The organism is Azonexus hydrophilus (genome assembly GCF_038368255.1).
In the GTDB taxonomy this organism is placed as follows: domain Bacteria; phylum Pseudomonadota; class Gammaproteobacteria; order Burkholderiales; family Rhodocyclaceae; genus Azonexus; species Azonexus hydrophilus.
The window spans coordinates 344,659-371,256 of sequence record NZ_CP151406.1 but is presented as its reverse complement, the minus strand read 5'-3'; the positions used below and the strand labels follow the sequence as shown (position 1 = coordinate 371,256).

20 protein-coding genes are annotated in these 26,598 nt (G+C 65.0%); 8 read left to right on the top strand and 12 right to left on the bottom strand.

All coding sequences use genetic code 11. The features are described 5' to 3' along the window. Positions 1-46: 46 nt before the first annotated feature. The 5 genes from dnaA to AADV58_RS01685 all read left to right on the top strand — a co-directional run bounded on the left by dnaA (position 47) and on the right by AADV58_RS01685 (position 6,197). Positions 47-1,435: a chromosomal replication initiator protein DnaA gene (dnaA, locus tag AADV58_RS01705; RefSeq protein WP_028993882.1), complete on the top strand. Its 1,389-nt coding sequence runs from the start codon at positions 47-49 to the stop codon at positions 1,433-1,435. 209 nt (positions 1,436-1,644) lie between these two features. Then, on the top strand, positions 1,645-2,751 hold the full coding sequence (dnaN, locus tag AADV58_RS01700; RefSeq protein WP_341743907.1) for a DNA polymerase III subunit beta: 1,107 nt from the start codon (positions 1,645-1,647) through the stop codon (positions 2,749-2,751). Positions 2,752-2,820: 69 nt separating this feature from the next. Then, positions 2,821-5,295 (top strand): DNA topoisomerase (ATP-hydrolyzing) subunit B, encoded by a 2,475-nt coding sequence (gene gyrB, locus AADV58_RS01695; RefSeq protein ID WP_028993884.1) that lies wholly within the window; start codon positions 2,821-2,823, stop codon positions 5,293-5,295. Positions 5,296-5,489: 194 nt separating this feature from the next. Then, complete coding sequence (locus tag AADV58_RS01690; RefSeq protein WP_028993899.1) at positions 5,490-5,873, top strand: hypothetical protein; 384 nt, start codon at positions 5,490-5,492, stop codon at positions 5,871-5,873. 72 nt (positions 5,874-5,945) lie between these two features. Then, positions 5,946-6,197, top strand: coding sequence for a hypothetical protein (locus tag AADV58_RS01685; protein ID WP_028993900.1), 252 nt, complete (start codon positions 5,946-5,948; stop codon positions 6,195-6,197). On the opposite strand, the gene AADV58_RS01680 is transcribed toward AADV58_RS01685, so the two are convergent. Further along, entirely contained in the window at positions 6,170-7,165 is a 996-nt protein-coding gene (locus AADV58_RS01680; RefSeq protein WP_341743906.1) for an asparaginase, read from the bottom strand. The genes AADV58_RS01685 and AADV58_RS01680 overlap by 28 nt on opposite strands. 101 nt (positions 7,166-7,266) lie before the next feature. On the opposite strand from AADV58_RS01680, the gene AADV58_RS01675 reads away from it, so the two are divergent. After that, positions 7,267-7,713 (top strand): HIT family protein, encoded by a 447-nt coding sequence (locus AADV58_RS01675; RefSeq protein ID WP_341743905.1) that lies wholly within the window; start codon positions 7,267-7,269, stop codon positions 7,711-7,713. Between the two features lie 4 nt (positions 7,714-7,717). After that, complete coding sequence (dtd, locus tag AADV58_RS01670; protein ID WP_341743904.1) at positions 7,718-8,170, top strand: D-aminoacyl-tRNA deacylase; 453 nt, start codon at positions 7,718-7,720, stop codon at positions 8,168-8,170. Between the two features lie 4 nt (positions 8,171-8,174). Here the strand turns inward: dtd and AADV58_RS01665 are convergent, their stop codons facing one another. From AADV58_RS01665 to gshA, 5 genes are all read right to left on the bottom strand, one after another. Then, positions 8,175-9,311 carry a response regulator gene (locus tag AADV58_RS01665; RefSeq protein ID WP_028993904.1) on the bottom strand — a complete coding sequence of 379 codons (1,137 nt, stop codon included), beginning with the start codon at positions 9,309-9,311 and terminating at the stop codon, positions 8,175-8,177. Beyond that, on the bottom strand, positions 9,308-13,612 hold the full coding sequence (locus tag AADV58_RS01660; protein WP_341743903.1) for a response regulator: 4,305 nt from the start codon (positions 13,610-13,612) through the stop codon (positions 9,308-9,310). The genes AADV58_RS01665 and AADV58_RS01660 overlap by 4 nt, the downstream gene beginning before the upstream one ends. A 101-nt stretch (positions 13,613-13,713) precedes the next feature. Further along, a complete protein-coding gene (locus AADV58_RS01655; RefSeq protein ID WP_281981346.1) occupies positions 13,714-14,742 on the bottom strand; it encodes an FAD:protein FMN transferase in 1,029 nt (342 codons plus the stop codon). Continuing rightward, positions 14,727-15,737: a glutathione synthase gene (gene gshB, locus AADV58_RS01650; protein ID WP_051295220.1), complete on the bottom strand. Its 1,011-nt coding sequence runs from the start codon at positions 15,735-15,737 to the stop codon at positions 14,727-14,729. The genes AADV58_RS01655 and gshB overlap by 16 nt, the downstream gene beginning before the upstream one ends. Before the next feature lie 5 nt (positions 15,738-15,742). Continuing rightward, a complete protein-coding gene (gene gshA, locus AADV58_RS01645; RefSeq protein ID WP_281981350.1) occupies positions 15,743-17,017 on the bottom strand; it encodes a glutamate--cysteine ligase in 1,275 nt (424 codons plus the stop codon). A 145-nt stretch (positions 17,018-17,162) separates the two neighbouring features. On the opposite strand from gshA, the gene AADV58_RS01640 reads away from it, so the two are divergent. Beyond that, positions 17,163-18,785: an ABC-F family ATPase gene (locus AADV58_RS01640; RefSeq protein WP_424243826.1), complete on the top strand. Its 1,623-nt coding sequence runs from the start codon at positions 17,163-17,165 to the stop codon at positions 18,783-18,785. 30 nt (positions 18,786-18,815) lie between these two features. Here AADV58_RS01640 and AADV58_RS01635 read toward each other — a convergent pair whose 3' ends face one another. Genes AADV58_RS01635 through AADV58_RS01610 form a run of 6 tightly spaced genes read right to left on the bottom strand, consistent with a single transcriptional unit; the run spans position 18,816 to position 26,571 of the window. Next, complete coding sequence (locus tag AADV58_RS01635) at positions 18,816-22,262, bottom strand: ATP-binding protein (protein WP_341743902.1); 3,447 nt, start codon at positions 22,260-22,262, stop codon at positions 18,816-18,818. 2 nt (positions 22,263-22,264) lie between these two features. After that, positions 22,265-22,621, bottom strand: coding sequence for a hypothetical protein (locus tag AADV58_RS01630; RefSeq protein ID WP_028993911.1), 357 nt, complete (start codon positions 22,619-22,621; stop codon positions 22,265-22,267). Further along, positions 22,618-24,129 (bottom strand): complex I subunit 5 family protein, encoded by a 1,512-nt coding sequence (locus AADV58_RS01625; protein WP_028993912.1) that lies wholly within the window; start codon positions 24,127-24,129, stop codon positions 22,618-22,620. Before AADV58_RS01625 ends, AADV58_RS01630 begins: the two co-directional genes overlap by 4 nt. Continuing rightward, positions 24,126-25,577, bottom strand: coding sequence for a complex I subunit 5 family protein (locus AADV58_RS01620; protein WP_341743901.1), 1,452 nt, complete (start codon positions 25,575-25,577; stop codon positions 24,126-24,128). The genes AADV58_RS01625 and AADV58_RS01620 overlap by 4 nt, the downstream gene beginning before the upstream one ends. Then, complete coding sequence (locus tag AADV58_RS01615; RefSeq protein ID WP_341744525.1) at positions 25,574-25,924, bottom strand: NADH-quinone oxidoreductase subunit K; 351 nt, start codon at positions 25,922-25,924, stop codon at positions 25,574-25,576. Before AADV58_RS01615 ends, AADV58_RS01620 begins: the two co-directional genes overlap by 4 nt. Next, positions 25,921-26,571, bottom strand: coding sequence for an MnhB domain-containing protein (locus tag AADV58_RS01610; protein WP_341743900.1), 651 nt, complete (start codon positions 26,569-26,571; stop codon positions 25,921-25,923). Before AADV58_RS01610 ends, AADV58_RS01615 begins: the two co-directional genes overlap by 4 nt. Positions 26,572-26,598: the final 27 nt, after the last annotated feature.

Genomic DNA, 26,598 nt, shown 5'->3' with positions numbered 1-26,598 from the left:
TCCACCATCGCTGTTGGCGATGGTGCGGTATGGAGCCAAAGTTTCAATGACCGGTTTTTGGGAATCCTGTTTGCAAAGATTCGAACAGGAGCTGCCCGCGCAGCAGTTCAACACCTGGATCAAGCCGCTGCGCCTGGAAGGTGAAAGCAAGGCACTGGAAGAGGGCCTGCGTCTGGTCGCGCCGAACGGCTTCATCCTGAAATGGGTACGCGACCGCTACCTGTCCCGCATCGAGGACTACGGCAACACCTTCTTTGCCGCTCCGGTCAGCATCGCCCTGGTCATCGGCAGCGGCAAGGCCAGCAGTCCGCGCAGCGAAGCCGCCAAACCCGTCGCCAGTGAAGCCAGCCCGGACAACAAGCCGGCACCGACGCCCGCCCAGGAAAAACCGCGGGCCAAAACTGCCTCGGTCTATGAAAAGTCGCGCCTGTTTTCGAACTTCACCTTCGATAATCTCGTCGTCGGCAAGGCCAACGACCTGGCCCGTGCGGCCGCGCTGCAGGTCGGCAGCAATCCCGGCGGTGCCTACAACCCGCTGTTCATCTACGGCGGCGCCGGCCTGGGCAAGACTCACCTGATCCACGCCATCGGCAATCACATCGTCAAGGACAACCCGGACAAGATCGTCCGCTACGTCCATGCCGAGGATTACTACTCCGACGTGGTCCGCGCCTACCAGCAAAAATCCTTCGACACCTTCAAGCGCACCTATCGCTCGCTCGACGTGCTGCTGCTCGACGACGTCCAGTTCTTCAACGGCAAGAACCGCTCGCAGGAAGAGTTCTTCTTCCTGTTCAACGCGCTGATCGAAGCGCGCAAGCAGATCATCATCACCTGCGATACCTATCCGAAGGACATCAACGGCCTCGACGACCGCTTGGTGACCCGTTTCGACTGGGGTCTGACGGTACAGATCGAACCGCCCGAACTGGAAATGCGCGTCGCCATCCTGCAGAAGAAGGCCGAAGCCGAAGGCATCCGCCTCGACGACGAAGTCGCTTTCTTCATTGCCAAGCATCTGCGCTCCAACGTCCGCGAACTCGAAGGCGCGTTGAAGAAGGTGCTCGCCTATTCGTCCTTCCACGGTCGCGCCATCGCGCTTGACCTGGCCAAGGAAGCGCTCAAGGACCTGATCGGTTCGGTGCGCAACGTCGGCATCGACAATATCCAGAAGACCGTTGCCGACTATTACAAGATCAAGGTTGCCGAATTCTTCTCCAAGAAGCGCACGCGGGCCATCGCCCGGCCGCGCCAGGTGGCGATGTGGCTATGCCGCGAAGTCACCTCGCACAGCTTCCCGGAAATCGGCGATGCTTTCGGCGGCCGCGATCACACCACGGTGATCCATGCGGTCAAGACCATCGATTCGCTGCGGGCCAAGGAAAGTGAGCTCAATCACGATCTGCACGTCCTGCTTCAGGTGCTGAAAGGATGATGCTGTAGACAAGTCTGTGTATAAATTGTCGGTCGAATGTGGACATGCTGTGCTTTTCCGCTTTGTGGGAAAATTGTCCAGTTTTCATCCACAGGCAATTCAGAGACTTTCGAGGATGCAAAAATCTGCTTCAAGTTGTTGAAATAAAAAATAAATATTCTTTTATCCACAGAACTGTTCCCGATATAGTCTATTAAGGAATTTAATTTATGGTTCTTATTAAAAGCCAAAGAGACACGCTTCTGGCCCCGTTGCAGTCAGTGTCGGGAATCGTCGAGCGTCGCCATACCCTGCCCATCCTGTCGAACGTGCTGCTGGAAAAGAAGGGCGATCAACTGACCCTGCTGGCCACCGACATCGAAATCCAGATCACCACCAGCACCACCTGTACCGGCGGTGAAGGCAACGGCGCGGTGACCGTCGGCGCGCGCAAGCTGCAGGAAATCCTGCGCTCGCTGCCGGACAGCACCGAAATCACCGTCAACCTCGAAGACAAGCGTCTGCAGGTCAAGGGCGGCAAGAGCCGTTTCAACCTGCAAACCTTGCCGGCCGACGACTTCCCGCGGATGACGCTGAGCGAAGGCGACACCAAGCAGTTCACGATCACGCAAAAGGCTTTCCGCCAGCTGATCGCCAAGACCCAGTACGGTATGGCTGCCCAGGACGTGCGCTACTACCTGAACGGTCTGCTGCTGCTGGTCGAAGGCAAGGAACTGCGCGCCGTGGCCACCGACGGTCACCGTCTGGCCTACGCCAGCGTCGAGATCGAAACCGAGCTGCCGCGTCAGGAAATGATCCTGCCGCGCAAGACCGTGCTCGAACTGAACCGTCTGCTGGTCGATAGCGACGACGCGCTGAACATCACCCTGTCGTCCAACCAGGTGCGTTTCGCCTTCGGCAACATCGTCCTGGTGTCCAAGCTGATCGACGGCAAGTTCCCGGATTACGAGCGCGTCATCCCGCCCAGCCTGCGAAATCACATGACCGTCGGCCGTCAGATGCTGATGCAGGCCATGCAGCGCGCCGCCATCCTGACCAACGAAAAATTTCGCGGCGTCCGCGTCGTGCTTGGCGAAATGAGCCTCAAGCTGATTGCCGCCAATGCCGAACAGGAAGAAGCCCAGGAAGAAATCGAGGTACAGTACACGGGCGAACCCATCGATGTCGGCTTCAATGTCGGATATCTGCTCGACGTGCTCAACAACGTGCACTCGGACGAAATCCAGTGGAGCTTCAACGACGCCAATTCGAGCGCATTGATTACCGTACCCGGCAACGACCGCTTCAAATATGTCGTCATGCCGATGCGCATCTGAATCGTAGTTTAAGCACCGCTTCAGGCCCGTCCACGCGGACGGGCCAAGTTTCACGTGGAACCAAGAACAATGAGTGAAGAGAACGTCCCGCAAAGTGCGGCGCCAGCCTATGGCGAATCCAGCATCCAGATCCTTGAAGGCCTGGAGGCCGTGCGCAAGCGGCCGGGCATGTACATCGGCGATACCTCCGACGGCACCGGCCTGCACCACCTGGTTTTCGAAGTCGTCGACAACTCCATCGACGAAGCGCTGGCCGGTCACTGCGACGACATCATCGTCACCATTCACACCGACAACTCGATTTCGGTCATCGACAACGGCCGCGGCATCCCGACCGGCGTCAAGATGGACGACAAGCACGAGCCCAAGCGCTCGGCTGCCGAAATCGCGCTGACCGAACTGCACGCCGGCGGCAAGTTCAACCAGAACTCGTACAAGGTCTCGGGCGGTCTGCACGGCGTCGGCGTCTCCTGCGTCAATGCGCTGTCGAAGTTCCTGCGTCTGACCATCCGCCGCGACGGCAAGAAGCACTTCATGGAATTCTGCCGTGGCGTGCCGGTCGATCGCTGCATCGAAACCCGCGATGGTTTTGAAATCTCGCCGCTGAAAATCCTCGGCGACACCGAAAAGCGCGGTACCGAAGTCCATTTTCTCGCCGACGAGGAAATCTTCGGCCACGTCGAATTCCACTACGAAATCCTGGCCAAGCGCCTGCGCGAACTGTCTTTCCTGAACAACGGCGTCAGCATCAAGCTGGTCGACCAGCGTTCCGGCAAGGAAGAACTGTTCGCTTTCGCCGGCGGTGTGCAGAGCTTCGTCGAGTACGTCAATCGCACCAAGAGCGTCCTGCACCCGAAGATTTTCTATTCGACCGGTGAAGCCAAGGTCGGCGGTGACGGCGTCACCATCGGCGTCGAAGTGGCGATGCAGTGGAACGATTCCTACCAGGAACAGGTGCTCTGCTTCACCAACAACATCCCGCAGTCCGACGGTGGCACCCACCTGACCGGCCTGCGCGCGGCGATGACCCGGGTCATCAACAAGTACATCGACGAAAACGAGATCGCCAAGAAGGCCAAGGTCGAGATTTCTGGTGACGACATGCGCGAAGGCCTGGCCTGCGTGCTGTCGGTGAAGATGCCCGATCCCAAGTTCGCGTCGCAGACCAAGATGAAGCTGGTCTCCAGCGAAGCCCGCCCGGCGGTCGAGGAAGTTGTTGCCCAGAAACTGGCTGACTTCCTGCTCGAGAACCCGATCGACGCCAAGACCATCTGCGGCAAGATCGTTGAAGCTTCCCGCGCCCGCGAAGCGGCCCGCAAAGCCCGCGAAATGACGCGCCGTAAAGGCGTGCTCGACGGCGTCGGCCTGCCCGGCAAGCTCGCCGATTGTCAGGAAAAAGACCCGGCCCAGTGCGAAATCTACATCGTCGAGGGTGACTCCGCCGGCGGCTCCGCCAAGCAGGGCCGCGACCGCAAGTTCCAGGCGATCCTGCCGCTGCGCGGCAAGGTACTCAACGTCGAGAAGGCGCGCTTCGACAAGCTGATTTCCTCCGAGCAGATCGTTACCCTGATCACCGCACTCGGCACCGGCATCGGCAAGGACGATTTCAACGTCGAGAAGCTGCGCTACCACCGCGTCATCATCATGACCGACGCGGACGTCGACGGCGCTCACATCCGCACCCTGCTGCTGACCTTGCTCTACCGCCAGATGCCCGAGCTGATTGACCGTGGCTACGTCTACATCGCCCAACCGCCGCTGTACAAGGTCAAGCACGGCAAGACCGAGCGTTACCTCAAGGACGACCAGGAATTCCACCAGTTCCTGCTCAACATGGCCCTCGACGAAGCCGTTCTGTCCCCGACCGGCGGCACGCCGATCACCGGCCCGGCCCTGGAAGGCCTCGCCCGTTCCTGGCTGGCCACTGAAGCGATCATCGAGCGCCTGTCGCACCTGATCAACCCGGAAGTCTTGCAGGCCATCGTCCGCCACAACCTGGCCGTCGATCTCTCCAGCGAAGACCAGGCCCGCACCAGCGCCGACTTGATCGCCCGCCACATCCCGGCCGGCACCCGCATGGTGCCCAAGTTCGACGACATCCAGGAACGCTGGACGCTGCGCGTCGAACGCATGCACCACGGCAACCTCAAGGTTGGCCTGATCGACGAAGACCTGCTGCTCTCCGGCGACTTCCTGCAACTCAAGCGCACCGCCGAAACCCTCGCCGACCTGTTCGGCAACGGCGGTATCATGGCCCGCGGCGAAAAGAAACAGGTCGCCGCCAACTTCGGCGAAGCCATGAAGTGGCTGCTCAACGAAGTCGAACGCGGCATCGCCAAACAGCGCTACAAAGGCCTTGGTGAAATGAACCCGGAACAACTCTGGGAAACCACCATGGACCCGAAGGTTCGCCGCCTGCTGCGCGTGCAGATCGACGACGCGATTGCCGCTGACGAGATCTTCACCACGCTGATGGGTGAGCTGGTCGAGCCGAGACGGGCATTCATCGAGACCAATGCGCTGAATGCCAGGATCGACATTTAAGGGAATTTTCCCGCTGACGATGTCCTGATTCCTGCTCAGTGCTCAGAACAAGAAGGCCGCTCGAAAGAGTGGCCTTCTTGATTTCAGGGGCCATGTATCCGGTTTTTCCGGAAGGAGGCGCGCGGCTTTCCCTCTATCCTGCACGGAAAAAAACGATCCACATTTTCCCGTCGTCTAGAAAAGGAAACCCAAAAATGAGAATGATCATCTGGTCCCTGTTTGCCCTAGCCATGCTTCTCTGGACAGGTACGGCACTGATTGCGGTGCACTTTGTCGATTGGACGGTCCAGACTTTCGGCAACACCTTGCCGACCGCCCAGGAACTTGGCGCAGTCGCCGAAGCCATTCCTTTGCCGGCCTGGTTGGCGGTCTGGGTTGATCCTGCCTGGGCGCAAATTTTCCAGGCCGGGTTCGGCAATTTCATCGAGGTTGTTTCGCAGAGCGCGCCTTTCCTGGCTTCCGCGATCAGTTGGCTCAGCCCGTTGATCTGGGGCATCTGGGGCCTGGGTGTGCTGGTGCTGCTGATCGCCGCAGCGCTGGGTCACTGGCTGCTTGGGACGCTGAAGAAATCCGCCTGACGAGGTATTTGCCAGGCAAGCGTCGATAGGCTGGTGAGACCGTTAATCTCCGGTTAACCCGGAAGCTGAAGAATGGCGCCCGTTCGCGGGATTCGCCCGCATCTGCGCCATTTCTTCATGCCCGACGACAATCAGAAGCTTGGCCGGCTCGGCTTCGACTACACCTCGACCTTCTACGGCCGCGACATGCTGCGCGACGGCGATTACCTACTACCAGGGGGCCGACCAGGCATTCAGGGAGCGCCTGATTGCCTGGCGGGGCGATTGAGGCCAGACCTCAGGTTCCACGTGAAACCTCAGCTTTTCTCGCCGCACCAGCACTGACTCAGCCCCTGGCGCACCTTGGCGGCGTCGTTTTCGCTGGCGAGCAGGCAATGCAGCTTGGCGAAAGCGGCTTCCAGCGTCATGTCGCCGGCGGCAACGACGCCGATGCGGGCGAGGGCGGCGCCGGTGGCGTAGGTTTCCTGGCTGACGCCGCCGATCAGGCATTGGGAGGTATTGACCAGGACGATGCCGCGGGCGGCGGCGCGTTCGAGCGCGGCCATCAGCTCGCGGTCGCCTTGCGGCGCGTTGCCGACGCCGTAGGTTTGCAGGATCAGGCCGCGGACGCGGGGATTGGCGGTGACGGCATCGACCGTCCTGGCGGCGATGCCGGGGTGGAGCGTGAGGACGGCGACGGCCTGGTCGTCGAATTCGGGCACGACGAAGCACTTTTCGCCGGGGCTGAGGATGCGGTCGCGCTGGGCGGGGCCGCCGGCTTCGGCCAGGGGCAGGTCGTTGGGCGAGTCGAAGGCGGCGAATTCGGTGGCGGCGAGCTTGCGGCTGCGGTTGCCGCGCAGCAGTCGGCCGCCGAAGTGGATGGCGACCTCGGGCACCGGGTCGACGGCGGTAAAGTGCAACGCGCCGTCGACGTTGGCCAGCGCGTCACTGCCGGCCTCGCCCAGTGGTATCTGGGCGCCGGTCAGGATCACCGGCTTGTCGGTGCCGCGCAGCATGAAGGACAGCGCCGAGGCGCTCCAGGCCATGGTGTCGGTGCCGTGCAGGATGACGAAGCCGGTGTAGTCGTCCCAGCGGTCGAGCAGGGCGCGGGCGATGGTCGGCCAGTGGCCGGGGCGCAGGTCGGCGCTGTCGATCGGCGGGAGTTCGACGATGTCGACGTCAGGCAGGCGCTTGCCGTCGCGGGCGGCGAGTGCGGCGCGCAGGCGGGCGGGGAAACCGGGCGTCGGTCGGTAGCCGTCGGCGGCGGCGACCATGCCGATGGTGCCGCCGGTGTGCAGGATGAGCGTCTTCATTTACGGGGGTTGAATTCTCGACAGGTGACGAAGGTAGTCCGAATGGGCGGCGGACGCCAGTGGCTCGCATACAATCGGTCCTTTTGCTTCAGGAGACCGCCATGCCCATGTTCGTCGATACCTCCCCGCCGGGACAGTGCATTTTCTGCAAACTGGTGGCTGGCGAGATTCCCTCGTCGAAGGTGTACGAGGACGAGCAGACGATTGCCTTCCTCGATCTCGGCCAGTTGAACCCCGGGCACACGCTGGTCGCCGTCAAGCGCCACGCCGACAACCTGCTCGAACTGACGCCGGACGAGGCCGCTGCGGCGATGCGCACGGCGCACCGGGTGGCGCACGCGATCCGCAAGGCGTACAACCCGCCCGGGCTGACGCTGCTGCAGTGCAACGGCAAGGAGGGCGACCAGACGGTGTTCCATTTCCACATGCACGTGCTGCCGCGCTGGGGCGACGACGGCATCGGCCTGTCGTGGCCGCGCAAGGACCCGGCGCGCGACGTTCTGGAACAGTACGCGGCGCAGTTGCGCGCCGCCATCGCCGCGGAGTGAGGCCATGCGGGTTGTCGTTCAACGGGTGAAGTCGGCCGAAGTGGCTGTCGATGGCGCCGTCACCGGGCGCATCGGGCCGGGTCTGCTGGTGCTGGCCGGCTTCGAGGAGGGCGACGGCGCGGCCGACCTCGACTGGATGGCCGGCAAGCTGGTACGCCTGCGCCTGTTCGCCGATGAAGAAGGGGTGATGAACCGCAGCGTCGTCGAGGCTGGCGGCGACATCCTGGCGGTGTCGCAATTCACGCTCTATGCGTCGGTGAAGAAGGGCAACCGGCCGTCGTGGGGCCGCGCTGCGCGCGGCGATGTGTCCGGGCCGCTGTTCGCCGCCTTTGTCGACAAACTGGCGGCAGCGCTGGGCAAGCCGGTACCGACTGGCGTGTTCGGCGCCGACATGCAGGTTGCGCTGGTCAATGATGGACCGGTGACGCTGAGCATCGATTCGCGCCAGCCGGAATAGCTGATCAGTCGCCTTCCTTCTGGCTGGTCAGGACGCCCGGATAACCGGCCGGATCGTTCCGGTGGTCGTAAATCTCGCGGATCTGGAATTCGAGATCGGTGAGGGCACCGTTTTCGTCGGCGTAAATTTCCCGGATGCGCAGGACTTCGGGCAGCGTTTTGCGGAAGGCTTCCATCAACGCTGGATCGAAGTGCTTGCCGGTCTGCTCGTCCATCAAGTGCAGCGCGTCGTCGAGCGCGAATGCCGGCTTGTACGGACGGACCGAGACCAGGGCGTCGAAAACGTCGGCGATGGCGACGATGCGGCCTTCCAGCGGGATTTCCTCGCCCTTGAGCTGGCGCGGATAGCCGCTGCCGTCCCATTTCTCGTGGTGGGAGAGGGCGATGATACGGGCGGTTTCGAGCAGTTCGTTGTCGTGCTTGCCGATGATTTCGGCACCCATGATCGGGTGCTGGTGCATGATCTTCCATTCCTCGGCGTTGAGTTTGCCGGGTTTGAGCAGGATCGCGTCGGGAATGCCGATCTTGCCGATGTCGTGCATCGGCGCCGTGTTGAAGATGATGCTGGCGGCTTCGTCGCCCAGGCCGTGGGCTTCGGCGATCAGGCGGGCGTAGTGGCTCATGCGCAGCACATGGTTGCCGGTTTCGTTGTCCTTGAACTCGGCGGCGCGGCCCAGCCGGCGGATGATCTGCTGGCGGGTGGTCATCAGTTCGGCGGTGCGCTGGCGGACCATGCGTTCGAGTTCGCGCGACTGGTCGTAGAGCGCCAGGTGGGTGCGCACGCGGGCTTTGACGATGGGCGGGCTGATCGGCTTGGTGATGTAGTCGACGGCGCCCAGTTCGAGGCCGCGCTGCTCGTCCTCGGTGCTGCTCATGGCGGTGACGAAGATGATCGGGATGCGCCGACGGTCGGGGTTGGCCTTGAGCCGGCGGCAGATTTCCAGGCCGGACAGGCCGGGCATCATGATGTCGAGCAGGATCAGGTCGGGCGGTTCGTCGGAATAGACGATCTTCAGCGCCTTCTCGCCGGAGGTGGCGACGCGGATGCGGTAGTCGTGGGACAGCACGTCGCTGAGGATGGTGATGTTTTCCGGACTGTCGTCGACGACCAGGATGCTTTGCTTGGGCAGCAGTGGAGTCATGTTTGTTGCGCTCGGGTCGGGAGTGTTGCGACAAGCGTGTCGAGGAGGGTGATGGCGGTTTCGAAATCGTAACTGCCAATGGCGCGCGTCAGATCGTCGATGGCCTGTGGGTCGAGGCGGCTGCGCAGGGCGTCGGCCAGGTCTTCGAAGACCTGAACGGCGCTGGCGTCGTCGTCCCCGAGCAGTTCGCGCAGGCGGGCCAGTTCGGCGGGGTCGAGTTCGGTTCCGGCAGCGGGTTTCGGGATTGCCGTGCCGGTGTGCCGGGCAATGGTGGCGAGGACGCCGTCGAGGGAGACGCTCAGGGCCTGGCAGAGTTGCTCGATGCGTTCGCCATTGCCGGGCTGCTGCTTCAGTGTCTGTTCCAGTTCGCCGGCCAGGCGGCCGAGCTTGTCGGCGCCAATATTGCCGGCCAGCCCGCGCATGGTGTGGCTGAGCAGGATCATTTCGTCGACCGCGCCGCGCGCCCGGGCGGATTGCAGGCGGACGATGAAGTTGCCCTGGTCCTCGACGAAGCGTCCCAACAGGCGGGTATGCAGCCCCCGATTACCGCCCAGGCGGGCGATGGCGGTGGCGCTGTCGATAGGTTCGTCGTCGGTGAATGGGGTTGGATCGGTGGTCTCGACGTCGGCGACCGGTGGCAACTGGCCTAGCCAGTGGTCGAGCGTGCTGCGCAGGTTGGCGATGTCGATCGGTTTGGCGATGTGGTCGTTCATGCCGCAGGCCAGACAGTGTTCGCGGTCGGCGGCCAGGGCATTGGCGGTCATGGCGATGATCGGCAGTTCATCCCGGCCGAGATCCGCGCGGATGCGCCGGGTGGCTTCGTAGCCGTCCATCACCGGCATCTGGCAATCCATCAGCACCAGGTCGAAGCGGCCGGTGCGGACGGCGTCGACGGCGAGTGCGCCGTTGGCTGCGGTGGCGACGCGCAGGCCGAAGCCGGCCAGCATTTCTTCGGCCAGTTCGCGATTGACTTCGTTGTCCTCGACCAGCAGCACGCGGTGCCCGGCCAGCTTGCTGTTGTCCTGGGCGTCACGCGGGGCTTCGGGCACGCCCGGCGCCCGGTGCAGGGCCAGCATGATGCTGTCGAACAGGCCGGACGGCGTCGCCGGCTTGCCGAGGATGGCGCTGACCTTGTGCGGATGCAGCGCGTCGCGCAATTCGTCGTGGTCGTGTGCGGTGGTCATGATCACCGCCGGCGCATCGTCGCCGGGCGCGTCCTGGCGGATCGAGGCGACCAGTTCGACGCCGTCCATGCCCGGCATCTTCCAGTCGAGCAGCAGCAACTGGTAGGGGCGGCCGGCCTGACGGGCGGCGGCCATTTCGACCAGGGCTTCGGCGCCGCTGGCCGCCACCCGGCAATCGATGCCGAGCGCCGCGAACATGTGGGCGAATACTTCGCGGGCGCCTGGGCTGTCGTCGATGACCAGGGTCCGCAGGTCAGACGGGATGCCCAGCCGGCGCGGCTCGTCGGGCTCGCTGCCGGCCGGTTCGAAAGGCAGTTCGAAGGTGAAGCAACTGCCTTCGCCGGGCTGGCTGGTGACCGAAATCTGTCCGCCGAGCAGGTCCACGATGCGTTTGCAGATCGACAGGCCGAGGCCGGTGCCGCCGTATTTGCGGGTGGTCGAACTGTCGGCCTGGGAGAAGGCGCTGAACAGCCGCTCCTGTTGTTCCTGGCTCATGCCGATGCCGGTGTCGCGTACGGCGAAGCGCAGCAGGACGTCGTGATCGCGTTGTTCGGCGAGCGTCACGGTGACCGTCACCTCGCCCTGTTCGGTGAATTTGACGGCGTTGCCGACCAGATTGAGCAGGACCTGGCCGAGGCGCAGCGGATCGCCGATCAGCCGGTCGGGGACGTTGGCCGACAGGTCGAACAGCAGTTCGATCCCGCGTTCGCGGGCCTTGATCGCGCACAGGTCGCCGAGATGCTGCAGGGCCGCGTCGATGCTGAAGACGGTGCGTTCGAAGCGCATCATGCCGGCCTCGATCTTGGACAGGTCGAGGATGTCGTTGATGATGCCGAGCAGGCCCTTGGCGGCGGCATCGACCTTGTTCAGATAGTTTTTCTGGCGCGGGTTGAGTTCGGTCTGCAGCGCCAGGTGGGTCATGCCGATGATGGCGTTCATCGGAGTGCGGATCTCGTGGCTCATGTTGGCCAGGAAGTCGGCCTTGGCGGCGGCCGCAGATTCGGCAGCGGCGCGGGCCTTCTCGGCTTCGCGCTCGGCTTCCTTCTGGGCGGTGATGTCGACGATGACGCCGATCAGCCCGCCCGGCGCCCCGTCCGGCGAACGGAAGCCGCTGACTGCGTACAGGGTGTCGCGGATCTCGCCATCGGCGCGCTGCATGCTGACCACCCGGCTGACCCGGCCGCATTCGGCGATCAGTTTTTCATCCTCGGCCTGGAAGGCAGCACGTGCGTCGGCGGGCAGGAATTCCAGATCGAGCACGCGCTTGCCGATGAACTGGCCGCGGTCGATGCCGAAGAATTCCTCGTAGGCGCGGTTGCAGCCAAGGAAGCGGCTGTGCTCGCCCTTGTAGAAGATGGGATTGGGAATGGTGTCGAGCAGAGCACGCTGGAAGGCGAATTGGCGGATCAGTTCGACCTGCATTTCGTGGCGGTCGGAGATGTCGAGCACGCTGACCAGCAGCGACGATATCGTGCCGGCCTCGTCGCGGACCGCGGCCACCTGGATATCGCCCCAGCGCGTCGCGCCGTGGGCGTCGATGAACTCGAATTCGCTGCGCAGGCCATTTTCCTCACCGGTCAGGATGGCCTGCAGTGCGTTCTGCAGGCGTTCGGTTTCGGCCGGTGTCAGCGACAGATCGTGCAATTCACGCAGGCTGTCCTGGGTCCGGGCGACGAAATCGGCAAAGGCCCGGTTGCTTTCGGTGGCCCGTAATTCGGGATCGAGGCTGACGATGCCAACGGCGGCGTTGTCGAAGATGGCGCGGAAGAAGGCTTCGCGCTGTTGCAGGTGTTCCTGGCTCTGGCGCAGGGCGCTGGTACGCAGGGCGACCGTCATTTCGAGGTCGGCATTGATGCTTTGCAGCGCCTGGCGGCCGGATTGCAGTTGCTGGCGCATGTTCTCCAGCGCGTCGGCAAGCTGCGCCACTTCCTGCCAGGGGGCGGTGGTGGTGACCGGTTGGTCCAGTTCCTGGCGGCCGATGCGCTCGCTTTCCGCGGTCAGTTCGCTGAGCGGTTCGCCGAAGCGGCCGGCGATGCGGATGGCGACGGCGATGCCCAGGCCGAGAGCGCAGAGCAGAATGAGGCCGAGGACGGCCAGATCGCTGCCGGTGATCGGCACGAAATCGCGTTGCGGGGCGACGACACCGAGCCAGACGCCGGTCCGGTTCGCGTCGAGCCGCGTGAACAGCCCTAGCCAGCGTCCGTCCGGCCGTTCGAAGGCGCGTACGCTGCCGGCTGGCGGGGATTCCTGCTGCCACAGCCGGTAAGCCTGGGCGAGCTCGCCGAAGCCGGCTTCTTCGGGGGTTTTCAGCAGGGCCTGATTGATCGCTTCGCTGTCGGTGAAACGCTCGTCGCGCGGCGGCGCGATCAGGCGGCCGTCACCGAGCAGCAGTGCCGCCTGGCCGGCGCTGCCGAGGGCCAGACTGGTGGTGAATTCGGCGATGTCGCCGAGGCGCACGTCGTGGGCGATGACGTAGCGTTCGCCGCCGGCATCCTGCCAGCGCATGCCGGCGGTCAGCCCGGGTTCCTGCGTGGTGAAGAAAATGTAGGGCTGGGTCCAGTGCACGCCGGTATCGCTGTCGAGCGCCATGGCGCCCTTGAACCAGGGACGCTGGCGCGGGTCGTAATCGCTCTCGCGGATCTCGATGCGCTCGATCTGACGTTGGCTGTTCCAGGTGATCCAGAAACTCAGCCGGCCCCATTCGGCCGGGTTGCTGATGCGGTTGATCCAGCCGCCTTCCGGGGTCAGCAGCAGGAAGAATTCGCGGCCCGATTCATGGGCCAGGATGATCGAGTTGATCTCGTCGTGGTTGGCCAGGACCGGGAAGAAGAATTCGTTGAAGCGCAGCAGGTCGGCGTGGTCGACACTGCCGGCGCGGCCCCAGCCGTGGCTGGTGCGCAGGGTGATCTCGACCGAATGCAGCAGGCGCTCGTAGCGCGATTCGAGCTGTTCGGTCGCCAGGCGCATCTGCGATTCGGCCAGGCGCTCGACGGTCGGTTGGCCGATCAGCTTGATGATGCCGACGGCGAAAGCGGCGAGGGCGAGCAGCGTCAGCAGCCCGATGCGCAGCACCAGGCTATAGGCGAACCCCGGTTTTCTGAATGAAATGCCGCGCAAGGCGCTTCCTCCGTGCTGCCTTATCCCGCCTGCCAGTGAGTTTTATTGTTTTTCGTTGCTACGCCAGCATAACGGAGCGGCATTGGCCTTTCAAGGAAAGATCAGGGCACCACGGTGATTTCCGGCGGCTTGCCGATGTATTCCAGGCGCTTGTTCAGGGCCTCGGTGACGAAGATGCGGTTGTCACGGTCGACGCGCATGACCAGCGGCGTCTGCATCTTGTCGGCCATCGCCCGCCAGCCATCGGGGCCGGCGACGAAAATGGGCTTGGACGCCGCATCGGACAGGGTGCCGGCCTTGGCGCTGGCCGGGATGAGCACGGTTAGCGCCTGGGTGTGATCGACCGGCCAGCCGGTGCGCGGGTCGATCAGGTGGGCGTAGCGCTTACCGTCGAGTTCGAAGTAGCGCTGGTAGTCGCCGGAAGTGCCGATGGCCTCGCCGTCGTCGAGCATGACCGTGGCCAGCGGGCCGGGCTGGCGCGGGTGCTGGATGCCGATGCGCCATTTGCGGCCTTCCTTGCTGCCCAGGGCGAGGACATTGCCGCCGATGTTGATCAGTGCATTGCGGATACCCTGTTCGCGCAGGATGGCGGCGGCGCGGTCGAGGGCGACGCCCTTGAGGTAGCCGCCGAAATCGAGGGCCAGCGCCGGGTTGCGGGTGGATACCGTGGTTCCGGTAATGATCAGGTCGGCCAGCGACGGGCGCTGGCCGCGCCAGGCCTCGATGGCGGTGGGATCGGGCAGGCGCGCCTCGAATTCGTCGGCGTGAAAGCCCCACAGTTTGATCAGTGCGCCGATGCCCGGGTCGAACAGGTAATCGCCCTGCGCCGCGAGCGCCTGCGCCTCGGCCATGAATTCGGCCATCTCCGGGCTGACCTGATGCGAACGACCGGCGGCGAAAGCGGCATTGACCTCGGTGAGTTCGGACGGTTGCCAGGCGTGATAGGCGCGGTGCATGCGGTCGAATTCGCGCAGTACCGTGGCGATGGCCTTGCGGCCCTGCTCGGGGTCGGCGTCGACGACGATGACCTCGACCCGGGTACCGAAGACGAAGGCCTGCTGTTCCTGCAGGGGCGCCTTGCCGCAGGCGGCGAGGGTCAGCGAAAGGAGGGCGATCAGGAGAGTCCGCATGCGTGTTCGATGGCAGTGATGCAGGCGCCGGCGGAATCGAAACCGCTTTGCTGGCGGATTTCGACCATGCCGGCCGGGTGGGTGACGTTGATGCCGGTCAGCGCGTTGCCGATGACGTCGAGACCGACGATCAGCAGACCGCGCTTGAGCAGCAGTGGGCCGAGGGTTTCGCCAAGGTGGCGGTCGTGGGCGCTGACTTCCTGGGCGACGCCGGTGCCGCCGGCGGCCAGGCTGCCGCGCGTCTCGCCGGCCTTGGGAATGCGCGCCAGGCACCAGGGCACGACCTTGCCGGCGATCAGCAGGATGCGTTTGTCGCCCTGGCCGATCTCGGGCAGGTGGATCTGCGCCATGATCGTGCGGCTGCCGTGGTCGGTCAGCGTCTCGACGATGACGTTGCGGTTGGGGTCGTTGCGATGCACGCGGAAAACCGGCACCTTGCCGCAGCCGTCCAGCGGTTTGAGGACGACATCGCGCTGTTCGTCGATGAAATGCTGGATCTGCCCCATGTCGCGGCTGATCAGGCTGCTCGGCGCGAATTGCGGAAACTCGGTGATGGCCACCTTTTCCGCATGCTCGCGCAGCGCACGCGGCCGGTTGATGACGCGCACGCCGTCGGCTTCGGCCCGCTCCAGCAGCCAGGTGGCGGCGAGGAATTCGCGGTCGAGCGGCGGGTCAAGACGGACGATGACCGCGTCCAGGCCTTTCAGCGGCCGCCATTCGCGGCCGGTTTCGCGGTACCAGTCGTGGTCGTCCGGCCGCAGGTGGAGGTGGATCAACTCGCCGAAGACGCCGCCCGGATGGCCGGCTTCCGGCTTGCGCCAGCCAAGCGAGGCGGCTTCGATGGCGAAGACCTCGTGACCGTGGCTCTGCGCCGCGCGCATCAAGGCCACGCCGGGGTCGTTGAAAGCTTTTCGGGTGCTCAGCGGATCGACGACAAAGGCCAGCGACAGGCTGGCCCCCTTGCCCGAGATTTCCTTGGCGAAGCTGAGCTGCATTCGCCCTAGCCCGTGTTTTCCAGCTCGACCGCCGCCGCCAGGCAGGCCAGGCGGGCGACGACGCCGTAGGCGTAGAAACGGTTGGGTGGCGAATCGGGGTTGCCGCAGCGGTAGTCGGGCAGGTTGCAGCCGGTCTCGAAGGCCAGCGGCTCGAAGTGCATGCCCGGCGCGTTGAGGTTCTCGTCCTTGCCGCGGCCGGTATGGACGCGGTAGAAGCCGCCGACGACGTAGCGGTCGATCATGTAGATGACCGGCTCGGCGACCGCGTCGTTGACCGTCTCGAAGGAATGCACGCCTTCCTGGATCAGCACTTCGGAGACTTCCAGGCCTTCCTTGACCACGCTCATCTTGTTGCGCTGCTTGCGGTTGAGCGCGATCACTTCATCGACGTTGCGCACCGTCATCACGCCCATGCCGTAAGTGCCGGCGTCAGCCTTGACGACCACGTAGGGGGTCTCGGCGATGCCGTATTCGCGATATTTCTCGGCGACGAGGTCGAGCACGGCCTGGACATTGGCGGCCAGGCATTCCTCGCCCTGACGTTCGTGGAAGTTGATCGAGCGGCAGACCGAAAAAGCCGGGTTGATGCGCCACGGGTCGATGCCGATTTCGCGGGCGAAGTCGTTGGCGACCTGGTCGTAGGCGGCGAAGTGATTGGATTTGCGGCGCACCGCCCAGCCGGCGTGCAGCGGCGGCAGCACGTACTGTTCGTCGAGATTGCCGAGGATTTCCGGGATGCCGGCCGACAGGTCGTTGTTGAGCAGGATGGCGCAGGGCTCGAAGCCGGCGACGCCGACGCGGTTGCCGTTGCGCACCAGCGGTTCGAGCAGCAGTTGCTGGCCGTTCGGCAGGTCCACCGGGGTCGGTCCGGCGAGGTCGGGAATCAGCGAACCGATACGGACTTCCAGCCCGGTCTGCTTGAGCACGGCGGCGATCTGGGCGACGTTCTGCAGGTAGAACTGGTTGCGCGTGTGGTTCTCGGGAATGAGCAGCAGACGCCGGGCTTCCGGGCAGAACTTCTCGATCGCGCTCATCGCGGCCTGGACGCACAGGGGCAGGAAGGCCGGGTTGAGGTTGTTGAAGCCGCCGGGGAACAGGTTGGTATCGACCGGCGCCAGCTTGAAGCCGGAATTGCGCAGGTCGACCGAGGAATAGAAGGGCGGGGTGTGTTCCAGCCACTGTCCGCGCAGCCAGTGTTCGATCTGCGGACTGGCTTCGAGGAAGCGCCGTTCGAGTTCGAGTAGCGGGCCGGTCAGGGCCGTGGTGAGATGGGGGACCATGGTGCTGTCTCCAGGTTTTTTGCGCGTTATTGTCGGCCGCGATGTTACACCGCGGTGCACAAAAATGGGGCCGGCGGCCGCGGTCCGGCGCGCAAAAAGGGTAAAATCCCGTCTCTTTTGAAATACTTGCCGGATCGGAATCGTCGTGCTCGTTGCTGCCAACATTACCATGCAATTCGGGGCCAAGCCCCTCTTTGAAAACGTCAATGTCAAGTTTGGCGAGGGCTATCGTTACGGCCTGATCGGCGCCAACGGCGCCGGCAAGTCGACCTTCATGAAGATCCTGTGCGGGGCGCTTGAGCCGTCGGCCGGCAATGTCTCCAAGGACGTTCACGAACGCATGGCCTACCTGCGCCAGGACCAGTTTGCCTACGAGGACATGCGTGTCCTCGACGTGGTTATGATGGGCCACGAGGAATTGTGGACCGCAATCCAGGAACGCGATGCCATCTACGCCAACCCGGAAGCGACCGAAGACGACTACATGCGCGCCGCCGAACTCGAAGGCAAGGTCGGTGAATACGACGGCTACACCGCCGAATCGCGCGCCGGCGAGCTGCTGCTCGGCGTCGGCATCCCGACCAGCCAGCACAACGGCCCGATGAGCGAAGTCGCCCCGGGCTGGAAGCTGCGCGTACTGCTCTGTCAGGCGCTGTTCGCCAACCCGGACATCCTGCTGCTCGACGAACCGACCAACAACCTCGACATCAACACCATCCGCTGGTTGGAAGACGTGCTCAACAACCGCGATTCGACGATGATCATCATCTCCCACGATCGCCACTTCCTGAATCAGGTCTGCACCCACATGGCCGACCTCGACTACGGCAAGATCACTACCTATGCCGGCAACTACGACGACTTCATGGAAGCTGCACAGCAGGCCCGCGAGCGCCAGTCGCAGGCGAACGCCAAGGCCAAGGAACGGATCGCCGAACTGCAGACCTTCGTCCGCCGCTTCTCGGCCAACGCCTCCAAGGCGAAGCAGGCAACCAGCCGTCTGAAGCTGATCGACAAGCTCAAGCCGGAAGACGTCAAGCCGTCGTCGCGCCAGTATCCGTGGATCCGCTTCGAATACGACGAGAAGCTGAAGCTGCATCGCCAGGCGGTCGAGATCGAGAACCTGACCTTCGCCTACGAAGGCGGCGAGCGCAAGATCTTCGACAACCTGACGCTGACCATCAACGGCGGCGAGAAGATCGCCGTCATCGGCGAGAACGGCGTCGGCAAGACGACCTTCCTGAAGCTGCTGATGGGCGAACTGCAGCCGCAATACGGCACGCTGAAGTGGGCGGAAAAGGCGAAGACCGGCTACTACGCTCAGGACCACAGCGCCGAATTCGCCGGCACCCAGAGCCTGACCGAATGGATCGTCGGCTACGCCCGCGCCTCGGTCGAGGAAGGTGGCGATCTGGAAACTCTGGTGCGCGGCACCCTCGGTCGCCTGCTGTTTTCCGGCGACGAGCAGAAGAAGGCTGTCAACGTCATCTCCGGCGGCGAACAGGGTCGCATGCTGTTCGGCAAGCTGATGCTGCAGAAGCCGAACGTACTGGTGCTTGACGAACCGACCAACCACCTCGACATGGAATCGATCGAAGCGCTCAACAGCGGCCTGGAGAAATTCCCGGGGACCTTGATCTTCGTCTCGCACGACCGCGAATTCGTCTCCTCGCTCGCCACTCGCGTGCTCGAAGTCAAGGGCGACGGCCGCATCGTCGATTACCTGGGCGGCTACGAGGACTACCTGGCGTCGCAGGGCGTCGAGTAAGCCCGGCCAGCGCTGCCGACAAGCCGAAGCTCAGTCTTCGGCTTTTTTACGGGCATCCAGCCAGTGCAGCAGGCTGGCGAACAGTTGTTCCGGGATGACCGGCTTGCCGATGTGGTCGTTCATGCCGGCGTCGAGGCAGCGTTGCCTGTCTTCGGCGAAGGCGTTGGCGGTCATGGCCAGGATCGGGGTGTCGCGGTTCAGGCTGTCGGCGCGGATGGCGCGGCTGGCTTCGATGCCATTCATTTCCGGCATCTGCATGTCCATCAGGATCAGTGCGTACGGCGTCAGGCGGGCGAGATCGACAGCTTCCTGGCCGTTGTTGGCGAGGTCGATGGAGAGGCCGCTTTCTTCCAGCAAACCGAGCGTGACTTCCTGGTTGATCGGCTCGTCTTCGGCGAGCAGGATGCGGCAGCCACGGTGGCGCCGGCTGAGTTGGGCTTCGGCCGATTCCTCGGGCACGATGGTGGCGGGCTGCGGCGCATGGGCGGCCGCCTTGCGCAGGCGGACGGTGAACCAGAAGCAGCTGCCTTGACCGGGCGTGCTATCCACGCCGATCTGGCCGTCCATCAGGTGTACCAGCTTCTTGCTGATCGCCAGCCCGAGACCGGTGCCGCCGTACTTGCGGGTGGTCGAGCTGTCGGCTTGTTCGAAGGCATTGAACAGCCGGCGTAGCTGTTCGGCATCGATGCCGATGCCGGTGTCGCGGATGGTGAAACGCAGCAGGCTGTCGTCGGCGGTTGATTCGAGGACTGAAACGGTGATGACGACTTCGCCGCGCTCGGTGAATTTGACGGCATTGCCGGCCAGGTTGGTGAGTACCTGGCCGAGCCGCAGGGCATCGCCGCTGAAGTTGCCGGTAGCGTCGGATGGCAGCGGGTCGATGCGGAATTCGAGGCGTTTTTCGGCAGCCTTGTGACCTAGAAGGTCGGCCAGGTTGTCGAGTACCTGCTCGAGACGGAATTCCGCATTTTCCAGGCCAAGGTGCTCGGCTTCGATCTTCGACAGGTCGAGGATGTCGTTGAGGATCAGCAGCAGGCGATTGGCTGCCTCCATGGCCCGGTCCAGCTGGTGCTGCATCTTCTGGTCGGCCACCCGGGCGCGGACCAGCGAAACCATGCCCATGATGCCGTGCATCGGGGTGCGCAGCTCGTGGCTCATGTTGGCGAGGAAGGCGGATTTCGCCTTGTTCGCCGACTCGGCAGCCTCCTTGGCTTGCTGCAGGGTCTGGTTGGCAATTTCCAGGTCGACGTTGAGTGCCTGGATGCGTGCTTCCGAGCGCATCCGCTCGGCGATTTCGATTTCCATGCGCTCGTTGCCGCTGCGCAGTTCGGCGGCCTGGCGTTCGAGGCTGTCGGTGTGGTCGCGCAGTTGCCGGGCCATGTCGTCGATGGCTTCGTAGAGGCTGGAGACTTCGCGCAAGGGCGTGCTGTCACCGCCGGTCGGGCGCCAGTTGCCGGCGGCGATGCCGGCAGCGGCGCCGGACAGGCGGATCAGCGGGCGCGAGATCCAGTCGCTGGCGAGCAGGCCGATGAATATGCCGAAACCGGTGACCAGCAGGCCGAGGTAGATGACGTTCTGCAGCATGCTGCTGGCCAGCGTGTCGAAATGCGATTGCGGCAGGATCAGGCCGATGTTCAGGACTTGTCCCTGTTCCAGCTGGTGTCGGCGCCAGTCGACCAGATAGCGCTTTTCGTCGACCAGCACGAAGGCGCTGCCCTCGGGCTTGCCGTCGTCGCGCATGGTCTCTCCGGCGGCGCGCAGCAGGGGATCGTCGCTGCCGGCCAGGGTGATCCGGATCGTTTCTCCGTTGGTCCGGTAGATCGGGTGCCTGCTGGAACTGGCCAGCAGCTTGCCGTCGCTTTCGGCGAGGAAGGCGATTCCCCCGGAGTCCTCGCTCATTTCGGCAAGCAGGGTTGATAGCTGGGACAGGGCGACGTCGGCGGTAGTGACGCCGATGAAGCGACCGGCCGGATCGTGGAGCGGCGACGACATGCCGATGCCCATGGTGTCGTAAGCGCCCTGGGCGTCGTTGATGGCGTAGCGGTAGGCGGGGTACCAGGCGATGCGGCCGCTTTCGCGGGCGGCAATGAACCATGGACGGGTGCGCGCATCGAAGGCGTTGTTGGTCTGGGTTACCAGTGTGGTTGGCCGGGCTGCATCGTCCACCCGGTAAATGTGCATGCTCCGGTTGTCGGCAATGCGGGCATGCAGCAGGCGCAGGCCGCGGTCGGCACCGAGTGGTGGCCGGCTGCCGGCATAGTATTCGCCGTCGGTCATGCCGGCGGAGATGAAGGTCAGCAGGGGTTGCTGGCGGATCTGCAGGAGGAAGTCCTGCATCATCCGCTCGCGCTGATCGGGATCGAACAAGCCGGCGCGGGCTTGCTCGACATTGAAGGCGACAACCCGTCTGGGTACTTCGAAAAAGGCCGCAACCCGGTCATGGATGCGTTCGCCGAGTGCGTCGGCCATGTTCTGGGCGAAGCGGTCGGCGGCCTGGCGGGCATTGACGTAGGAAATCCAGCCGCTGACGACGACAATGGGCAACAGGACGAGCAGCAGGGAACCGATCAGGAAGGTGCGCAGGCCGATGCGGCCGACTCGAGTCACCGGGTTGTCGTTGTGGTGGCGGAACAACTGACGCAGCATCAGGGCCAGGGTCAGCAAGGCAATCACGCCGCGGGTCAGCCACTGGCGCAGCGTGTTGTAGGGGTCGCCGGCCAGTGGCTTGGCGGCCAGGCGCCATTCGCCGCCGGGCAGATGGACGTCGATGGCAACATGCGCCTGCTTGAACAGCGCCGGGTCTCCATAAAATACTTCCCCGCTCGCACCGGCGCCGTCGCGACCGCGGATGGCCAGGGTGAAGCTGCTGTCGCGGCCGATCAGGCCGGCATCGGCGAGCACCCCGTCGAGATCGATGGCCGAGGAGACGACGCCCCGGAATTCCTCTGCCTGCCCCTCGCCGACGGAAAAATAGATCGGTGTGCGGCTGACCAGGCCGGGGCGGCCGCTCTGTACCAGGTCGATAGGCCCGGTCAGCACCGTGTCGCGGACGGCCAGCATGCGCTCGATGCCGGTCATGATGTAGGGCCGGTTGGCGTAATTCATCCCCTGGACAGCTTCGTTACCGGCGAAGGGATGGACGAAAACCACTTCGTAATGGCGCGACAGCGTCAGGTTGATGATGTTGCGGTGTTCGTTGATCAGCTTGTCGGAGAGTTCGCGCAGGCGGGCTTCGTCGAAGTTGAGGTCGGGCGGCAGGGTCGCGGCGAAATCGTAGTGAATCTGCTTGTGGTTCTGCAGGTCGCGCTCAAGCCGCAGGGCAGCGGAGCGCAACTGCGTCTCGGTCTGTTGCAGGTCAAGTGCTTCGACTTGTTGCCGATCAACATGGGTCAGGACAATGGCCAGTAACCAGCCGCCGATGGCGATGGCCAGCAGTTGCAACCAGGTGCCGGCGGCAAGGTTGCGGAAGGGATTCACGCTTATTGGCCCAGCCCTTTGCGCAGGCGGTCGAGCAGCCAAGCAAAGCCGACCAGCAGGACGAGGCGCTGCAGCGTGTTGAACAGCAGCGGACCGCGTTCTAGTCCGCCGGCGCTCAGTTGCCGTTCGGCGAGGTACCACAGCACGGCAGCCAGCACGGCCAGCATGGCAGCTCGCGGCAGGCTGATGAACCAGGCGACGGCGGCGATCGGCAGCAGGAAAAAGAGGTGGAATTCATGGCTGGCCGGGCTGTTCATGCGCAGGTAACCGACCAGGCCGGTGACGACGATGGCGGCTGCCCAGATACCGATCTGGGCCAGCGGTTTGGGGCGTGCGGCGAAGAGGGAATTCAGGTTCATGGCGAGATGTTCGGGTATTCCCGCTCGGCAATCAAGCGTACCCAGGCCAGCGGGCTGAAACTGCTATCGGCGAACAGGGCGACGGCGACCGTCAACACGGCCGTGAACAGCGGCGGCAGAAGCAGCAGCCAGGCGGTTTCGCGCCGGCCGACCGGGTGGATTTCCTCGTGCGGCCAGTCGGGCGGCGGCAGCTTGAGCCAGGCCCGGTGGAGGATGGGCAGGAAATAGGCGGCGTTGAGCAGGCTAGACCCCCACAGCACCCAGATCGCCCAGTCCATGCCGGCGGCGCTGGCGCCGTCGGACAGCCAGGCCTTGCTCACCGCGCCAGCGGTCAGCGGCGCACCCATCATGCCCAGGGCGCCGATGCTGAAGGCCAGCGTGGTCAGCGGCATGCGCCGGCCGACCCCGTCCATTTCGCTGACCTTGTGGATGCCCAGGGTCTCGGCGTAATTGCCGGCGCAGAAGAACAGGGTGATCTTCATGATGCCTTGATGGACCAGGTGGACCAGGCCGCCGATGGTGCCGAGTGGCCCGAACAGCGCGACGCCGAGGACGATGTAGGAAACCTGGCTGACGGTCGAGAAGGCCAGCCGCTTCTTGAGGTCGTTCTGGAACAGCGCCCGGCTACTGCCCCAGAGGATGGTGACGGCAGCGATAACGGCCAGCGGCAGGAGCAGGCCAAGCGACTGGGCGAACTCGATGCCGTAGATTTCATAGACGATGCGGACGATACCGAAGGCGCCGGCCTTGACCACGGCGACCGCATGCAACAACGCCGAGACCGGCGCCGGCGCGACCATCGCCTGCGGCAACCAGCCGTGCAGCGGGACGATGGCGGCCTTGACGCCGACCCCGGCGATCAGCAGCGCGAAAATCAGCTGAAGGGTCAGCGGGTCCAGCCCCGGGATGGCGGCGAGCAGGCCGCCCTGGGTGAATTCGCCGGGGCCGGCCAGGTGGTCGAGCCAGACGATGCCGGCGAGCAGTGCGGCGCCGCCGGCCAGGGTGTAGGCAAGGTAGATGCTGCCGCCGCGCATGGCCTGCGGCGTGCCGCGATGGACGACCAGCGGGAAGGTGGCCAGCGTCAGCAACTCGTAGAAGACGAAGAAGGTGAACAGGTTGCCGGCCATGGCGATGCCCATGGTTGCGGTGACGCACAGGCTGAAGAAACCGAAGAAACGGCTGCGATGCGGCGCGTGTTCGAGGTAGCCGATGGCGTACAGCGTGGTGAACAGCCACAGCACCGCCGACAGCGTGACGAAGAGCAGGGCCAGGGCGTCGGCCTTGAAGACGATTTCGATGCCGGGGGCGATGGCATGGCGCAGGCCGTATTCCTCTCCGGCGGCGACGCCGGCAATGAGCAGCCCGACCAGCCCGGCCTTGGCCAGCGCGCCGGCGAGGTTGAGCGCGGTGCGCAGGGCGACGCGCTTTTCCGGCAGGGCGAAGATGATCAGCCCCGGTAACAGCGACGAGGCGATCACCGCCAGCGGCAGCCACTGGTTGCTGGTCATGGCTGGACTCCGGCGATCAGGGCGAGCAGCGGCGCCGCGCCCAGGCCGATCAGCACGCTGCCGGCGGCCAGCGCGAACGCCGTCCATTCGAGCAGCGCTGCCGGCCGCTGCGGCAGCGGCACGTCATCGTGCGTGGTCGGGCGGCGGAAAGCCAGGCGCAGCACGCGGAAGACGTAGATGCCGGCAAGCAGCCCGCCGCTGAGCGCGACGACGACAATCCACGGTTGACCGGCGGCGAGCGCCGCGTCGATCAGCAGCCACTTGGCCAGGAAACCGCCCGACGGTGGCAGACCCATCAGCGTCACCCCGGCCAGCGCGAAAGCGAACAAGCTCACCGGCAGATGCGCGGCGGCACCGGCGACGCCGAGCACCCGGTCGCTGCCGCCGACCTTGATCAGCGTGCCGGCGGCGACGAACATCGCCGCCTTCGCCAGGCCATGCGCCGTCGCCTGCAGGATGCCGGCCTGCAGCGCCAGGGCGCCGGTGCCGAGCAGCGGGAAGATGAGGAACAGGTAGCCGAGCTGGGCGACCGTCGAATAGGCGACCAGCATCTTCAGCCGGTCGGCGCGGATGGCCTGCCACGACCCCCAGAGGATGGCGGCGGCGCCGAGCGCGGCCGGCAGCTGGGCGAGCGCCGGCAGGGCCTCGGTCAGCGCGGCGAAGGGGCCGAGCCAGAGACGCAGGAAGAGGTAGAACGAGGCCTTGACCACCAGCGCCGAGAGCAGTGCCGACACCGGCGCCGGGGCGCCGCCGTGGGCCGGCGGCAGCCAGAAGTGGAAGGGCAGCAGGGCGGTCTTCACCAGCAGCCCGGTCAGCATCAGGCCGCCGGCCAGCCACACGGCGAGCGGCGCCTCACTGGTGATCAGGCTGCCGAGCAGGCTGGCCGAGACGGTGCCGAAACTGCCGTAGATCAGCGCCACGCCGAACAGGTAGGCGCCCGAGCCGACCAGCGTCGCCAGCAGGTAGCGCAAGGCGGCGGCGATCTGCGCTGCGCCGCCGCCGGCGGCGACCAGGCCAACGGCAGCCAGGCCGACCAGTTCCAGCGTCACGTAGAGGTTGAACAGGTCGCCGGAGAGGAAGAGCGCGTTCATGCCGGCCAGCAGGAAGCCGGTCAGCGGCCAGAAGGCCGGCGGCGTGGCCTGGCTGAAATAGCTGCGGGCGTAGAGCGCCAGCGCCAGCGCGACGCCCTGGGTGAGCAGCAGCATGACCAGCGACAGGCCGTCGGCAACCAGGCGGATGCCCAGCGGCTCGGCCCAGCCGCCGGCCAGGTGGCCGCTGCTGCCGTGACTGGCAACGTCGCCAGCGAGCGCGACGACGCACAGCAGCTGGCCGCCGATGCCGGCCAGCGCCAGCATCGGTCCATGGCGGTCGGCGGCGACGAAGGCCAGCGTCGCCCACAGCAGTGGCAGCAGGATCAGCCAGGCGAGCGGATCAAGCAGCGGGGTCATCGGGCGGTTTTCCGTCTGTCGTTGGCCTTGCGCCGGATCCGCCGGCCGATGTCGCGGACCCGGGCGATGTCCTCGCGCCCGGTCAGCGCGTGCCAGCGCCGGGCCAGGGTCAGCGCCAGCGCAGTGGCGGCGACGGCGACGACGATGCCGGTCAGCACCATGGCCTGCGGCACCGGGTCCGGCGTGCCGTCGCGCTGGGCCAGCCCGACCAGGACCAGGAAGGCGCCGCTGCCCATCAGGTTGAAGGCGAGGATGCGGCGCAACAAGGCCTTGAGCAGCAGCACGCCGCCGAGTCCGAGGACGAACAGCAGGCAGCCGGTGGCGGCGTAGATCAGGCCGGCGCTCATGCCTTGTCCGCCCGGAGCAGGAAGAAGGCGGCCAGGTTGACCGCCAGCGAGACGGTCAGCCCGCTCTCGATCAGCACGATCAGCAGGCCGGCGTGTTCCGGCGGATAACGCAGCAAGCCGCCGTTGGCCAGCAGCGCGGCGGCGATGGCGAGAAAGAGCAGGAAGCCGCCGGCGATCGCCAGCCAGGGGCCGCGCCGCTCGCGCGGCCAGGGGGCGAGGATTTCGGCCAGGTGCAGCAGCACGGCGGCGGCGGCGAGCACGGCGGCGGCCTGGAAGGCACCGCCGGGGCGGAAGGCACCGGCCCACAGCAGATAGACGGCGGCCAGCACCATCAGCGGCACGGCCAGGCGGGCCAGCGTCGGCAGCATGTCGTTGCGGCTGCCGGTCGGTGGCGGCGGCGGCAGGCCGGCGGCGAGCATGCCGAGTAAAGCGATGATCAGGACGGCGACTTCGAGGAAGGTGTCGTAGCCGCGGAAGTTGAGCAGCACGGCGGTGACCGGGTGGCTGACGCCGCTGGCGCCGAGCTTGGCGGCGACTTCGCCGGCCAGCTTGACCGGTGCCGGCGGCAGGCCGAGCACGGCGACCAGCAGCGTGGCGGCGAGGCCGAGCAGGGCGACAACGGTCAGGCCGCGCCACAGGGCTTTCATGATTGGCCGTCCTCGTCGTCAGGCCGG

What these genes read in the sequence shown, in the direction of transcription:
- AADV58_RS01630 (WP_028993911.1), bottom strand. Translation starts at nt 22,621, where the DNA reads ATGAACCTGAATTCCCTCTTCGCCGCACGCCCCAAACCGCTGGCCCAG.
- AADV58_RS01615 (WP_341744525.1), bottom strand. Translation starts at nt 25,924, where the DNA reads ATGAGCGCCGGCCTGATCTACGCCGCCACCGGCTGCCTGCTGTTCGTC.
- AADV58_RS01675 (WP_341743905.1), top strand. Translation starts at nt 7,267, where the DNA reads ATGCCCATGTTCGTCGATACCTCCCCGCCGGGACAGTGCATTTTCTGC.
- AADV58_RS01655 (WP_281981346.1), bottom strand. Translation starts at nt 14,742, where the DNA reads ATGCGGACTCTCCTGATCGCCCTCCTTTCGCTGACCCTCGCCGCCTGC.
- AADV58_RS01620 (WP_341743901.1), bottom strand. Translation starts at nt 25,577, where the DNA reads ATGACCCCGCTGCTTGATCCGCTCGCCTGGCTGATCCTGCTGCCACTG.
- dnaA (WP_028993882.1), top strand. Translation starts at nt 47, where the DNA reads ATGACCGGTTTTTGGGAATCCTGTTTGCAAAGATTCGAACAGGAGCTG.
- gshB (WP_051295220.1), bottom strand. Translation starts at nt 15,737, where the DNA reads ATGCAGCTCAGCTTCGCCAAGGAAATCTCGGGCAAGGGGGCCAGCCTG.
- dnaN (WP_341743907.1), top strand. Translation starts at nt 1,645, where the DNA reads ATGGTTCTTATTAAAAGCCAAAGAGACACGCTTCTGGCCCCGTTGCAG.
- AADV58_RS01665 (WP_028993904.1), bottom strand. Translation starts at nt 9,311, where the DNA reads ATGACTCCACTGCTGCCCAAGCAAAGCATCCTGGTCGTCGACGACAGT.
- dtd (WP_341743904.1), top strand. Translation starts at nt 7,718, where the DNA reads ATGCGGGTTGTCGTTCAACGGGTGAAGTCGGCCGAAGTGGCTGTCGAT.
- AADV58_RS01685 (WP_028993900.1), top strand. Translation starts at nt 5,946, where the DNA reads ATGGCGCCCGTTCGCGGGATTCGCCCGCATCTGCGCCATTTCTTCATG.
- gshA (WP_281981350.1), bottom strand. Translation starts at nt 17,017, where the DNA reads ATGGTCCCCCATCTCACCACGGCCCTGACCGGCCCGCTACTCGAACTC.
- AADV58_RS01680 (WP_341743906.1), bottom strand. Translation starts at nt 7,165, where the DNA reads ATGAAGACGCTCATCCTGCACACCGGCGGCACCATCGGCATGGTCGCC.
- AADV58_RS01610 (WP_341743900.1), bottom strand. Translation starts at nt 26,571, where the DNA reads ATGAAAGCCCTGTGGCGCGGCCTGACCGTTGTCGCCCTGCTCGGCCTC.
- AADV58_RS01690 (WP_028993899.1), top strand. Translation starts at nt 5,490, where the DNA reads ATGAGAATGATCATCTGGTCCCTGTTTGCCCTAGCCATGCTTCTCTGG.
- AADV58_RS01625 (WP_028993912.1), bottom strand. Translation starts at nt 24,129, where the DNA reads ATGACCAGCAACCAGTGGCTGCCGCTGGCGGTGATCGCCTCGTCGCTG.
- gyrB (WP_028993884.1), top strand. Translation starts at nt 2,821, where the DNA reads ATGAGTGAAGAGAACGTCCCGCAAAGTGCGGCGCCAGCCTATGGCGAA.